Origin of the sequence: Pseudomonas sp. MD195_PC81_125 (assembly GCF_014060985.1) — a bacterium.
GTDB classification, from domain to species: Bacteria; Pseudomonadota; Gammaproteobacteria; order Pseudomonadales; family Pseudomonadaceae; genus Aquipseudomonas; species Aquipseudomonas parakoreensis.
The window spans coordinates 1-3,484 of the sequence record NZ_JABULD010000618.1 but is presented as its reverse complement, the minus strand read 5'-3'; the positions used below and the strand labels follow the sequence as shown (position 1 = coordinate 3,484).

2 protein-coding genes and 1 pseudogene are annotated in these 3,484 nt (G+C 65.0%); all 3 read left to right on the top strand.

Annotated features, from left to right (window positions below):
- Positions 1-116: 116 nt before the first annotated feature.
- The 3 genes and pseudogenes from HT737_RS24775 (at position 117) to HT737_RS24765 (ending at position 3,446) form a co-directional block, all read left to right on the top strand.
- The gene (locus tag HT737_RS24775; RefSeq protein ID WP_182404185.1) at positions 117-2,534 is read left to right on the top strand and encodes a heavy metal translocating P-type ATPase; all 2,418 of its coding nucleotides are present in this window, start codon (positions 117-119) and stop codon (positions 2,532-2,534) included.
- Between the two features lie 22 nt (positions 2,535-2,556).
- Positions 2,557-2,769, top strand: a complete 213-nt coding sequence (gene ccoS / locus HT737_RS24770) for a cbb3-type cytochrome oxidase assembly protein CcoS (protein WP_025110359.1) — start codon at positions 2,557-2,559, stop codon at positions 2,767-2,769.
- A pseudogene (locus tag HT737_RS24765) lies at positions 2,762-3,446 on the top strand (sulfite exporter TauE/SafE family protein). Before ccoS ends, HT737_RS24765 begins: the two are co-directional and overlap by 8 nt.
- Positions 3,447-3,484 lie beyond the last annotated feature (38 nt).

Genomic DNA, 3,484 nt, shown 5'->3' with positions numbered 1-3,484 from the left:
TGAAAAACAAAAATCAAAAAGATCGCACCTGCGGCAGCTCCTACAAGGATGGTGTTGATTCAGCAGTATTAGCGAATATTCGATGACCACCCCACTCCCCCTGCTACCACTGCGCCCTGCCCGTTCCGTCGGGCAGTCGCTTCACCGCCGTCGTGCTCGGGGAATCCCGCGAGTTCTGCTGTCCCGGCTGTCAGGCCGTGGCCGAAGCCATCGTCGCCGGCGGTCTGGAAAGTTACTACCAGCATCGCAGCGAAGCCTCGGCCAACCCCGAAGCCTTGCCGGTGCAATTGACCGATGAACTGGCGCTGTACGACCGCGCCGACGTGCAAAAACCCTTCGTCCGTCACGCGGGCGAACTCGCCGAAACCACGCTGTTGATGGAAGGCATCAGTTGCGCCGCCTGCGGCTGGCTGATCGAGAAACACCTGCGCACTCTGCCGGCAGTGGCTGAGGCACGACTGAATCTGTCCAACCATCGCCTGCATGTGCAATGGGCCGACGCGCAATTGCCGCTGAGCCAGATCCTCGCCGAGCTGCGCCACATCGGTTACGTCGCCCACCCGTATCAGGCCGACCGCGCCAGCGAACAACTGGCCAGCGAAAATCGCCTGGCCCTGCGCCAGCTCGGCGTCGCCGGATTGCTGTGGTTTCAGGCAATGATGGCGACCATGGCCACCTGGCCGGAATTCAACATCGACCTCAGCCCCGAATTGCACACGATCCTGCGCTGGGTCGCGCTATTTCTCACAACACCGATCGTGTTCTATAGCTGCGCGCCGTTCTTCAAGGGCGCGATGCGCGATCTGCGCACCCGCCACCTGACCATGGACGTCTCGGTGTCGCTGGCCATCGGCAGCGCCTACATCGCCGGGATCTGGACCTCGATCACCGGGGTCGGCGAACTGTATTTCGATGCGGTCGGGATGTTTGCGCTGTTCCTGCTCGCCGGGCGATATCTGGAACGCCGTGCCCGCGAGCGCACCGCCGCTGCCACCGCGCAGCTTGTAAACCTGCTGCCGGCCTCGTGCCTGCGTCTCGACACCGACGGCCAAAGCGAACGCATCCTGCTCAGCGAACTGCGCCTGGGTGACCGGGTGCTGGTGCAACCAGGTTCGATCCTGCCGGCGGATGGCAGGATTCTCGATGGCCAGTCAAGCATCGACGAATCGCTGCTGACCGGCGAATACCTGCCGCAACCGCGCACGCTGGGCGATGCGGTCACCGCGGGCACGCTGAATGTCGAGGGCGCGCTCACCGTCGAGGTATTGGCGCTGGGTCAGGACACACGCCTGTCGGCCATCGTCCGCCTGCTCGATCGCGCCCAGGCAGAAAAACCGCGCCTGGCGGAAATCGCCGACCGCGCGGCGCAGTGGTTCTTGCTGTTGTCGCTGATTGCGGCGGCGGGCATCGGCTTGTTGTGGTGGCAGCTGGATGCGTCGCGGGCGTTCTGGATTGTCCTGGCGATGCTGGTCGCGACCTGCCCTTGCGCGCTGTCACTGGCAACCCCGACGGCGTTGACCGCTGCCACCGGCACCCTGCACAAACTCGGCCTGTTGCTGACGCGCGGGCATGTGCTGGAAGGCCTGAACCAGATCGACACGGTGATCTTCGACAAGACCGGCACGCTGACCGAAGGCCGCCTGGTCCTGCGCTCGATTCGCCCGCTGGGCACACTCAGCAGCGACCAGTGCCTGAGCCTTGCCGCCGCCCTGGAAAACCGTTCGGAACACCCGATTGCCCGTGCTTTCGGTCGTGCGCCATTGGCGGCTGAAGATGTGCACAGCACGCCGGGACTCGGTCTCGAAGGACGGGTAGGTACACAGCGCTTGCGCATTGGTCAGGCGGGGTTTGTCTGCGCCCTCAGCGGTTCGCCACTGCCGGCGATGCCGGATGAGCCGGGTCAGTGGCTGCTGCTCGGTGATGACTCGGCAGCGCTGGCATGGTTCGTCCTCGACGATCGCCTGCGCGACGATGCGCCCGCCCTGCTCGCCGCCTGCAAGGCGCGTGGCTGGCGCACATTGCTGCTGTCCGGCGACAGCTCGCCGATGGTCGCCAGCGTCGCCGCCGAACTGGGTATCGACGAGGCCCGTGGCGGTCTGCGTCCGGATGACAAACTGCGCGTGCTGCAACAACTTCATCAGGAAGGACGCAAGGTGTTGATGCTCGGTGACGGGGTCAACGACGTGCCGGTGCTGGCCGCTGCCGACATCAGCGTGGCCATGGGTTCGGCCACTGATCTGGCGAAAACCAGTGCCGACGCGGTGCTGCTGTCCAACCGCCTCGATGCGCTGGTGCACGCCTTCACGTTAGCGCGCAGAACCCGTCGGGTAATCATCGAGAACCTGCTGTGGGCGGCGCTGTACAATGGCCTCATGTTGCCGTTCGCCGCCCTCGGCTGGATCACCCCGGTGTGGGCCGCCGTCGGCATGTCGATCAGTTCGTTGACCGTGGTGCTCAACGCCCTGCGCCTGACTCGCCTGCCGAGCGCGCCGGTTGCCGGCACCCGTTCAGAAACCCGCCCGTTGCCGGCTTGAGCCGCGCGGGCCTGGAGTACCGATGCCAGCTCTTTACGTGATGATCCCCGCCGCCCTGCTGATCGTGGCCATCGCTGTGTACATCTTCTTCTGGGCGGTGGACAGCGGCCAGTACGACGACCTTGATGGCCCGGCCCACAGCATCCTGTTCGATGATCAGGACCCGAACCACACCGCCGCCGTCGACGAAGCCAAATCCGACAAACCGCAGGACAAGGCACCACCCCATGCTTGAGCTGGCGCCTCTCCTGGTTTCCGCGCTGATCCTCGGCCTGCTCGGTGGCGGGCATTGCCTGGGCATGTGCGGCGGCCTGATGGGCGCGCTGACCCTGGCGATTCCCAAGGAACAGCGCAGCCGCCGCTTTCGTCTGCTGCTGGCGTACAACCTCGGACGGATCCTCAGTTACGCGACCGCCGGTTTGCTGATCGGCCTCGCCGGTTGGGCGGTGGCGAACAGCCCGGCGGCGATGGTCATGCGAATTCTCGCCGGGTTGCTGCTGATCGCCATGGGCCTGTATCTGGCCGGCTGGTGGAGCGGCCTGACCCGCATCGAAAGTCTTGGCCGTGGTTTGTGGCGCTACATTCAACCTGTCGCCAATCGGCTGTTGCCGGTGTCGAGCCTGCCCCGCGCTTTATTGCTCGGCGCGCTATGGGGCTGGCTGCCATGCGGACTGGTTTACAGCACGCTGCTGTGGTCGGCGAGCCAGGGCAATGCGCTGGACAGTGCGTTGTTGATGCTGGCGTTCGGGCTAGGCACGTGGCCGGTGCTGCTCGCGACAGGGCTGGCTGCCGAGCGGGTGACGGCGTTGCTGCGCAAACGCAGCGTGCGCGTGGCCGGGGGCTTGCTGGTGATTCTGTTCGGGATCTGGACCCTTCCTGGCCCCCACCAACATTGGCCTGATGGGTCACTGATCTGATCAAAGCCCTGAGAAGATCCATTGTGGTGAGGG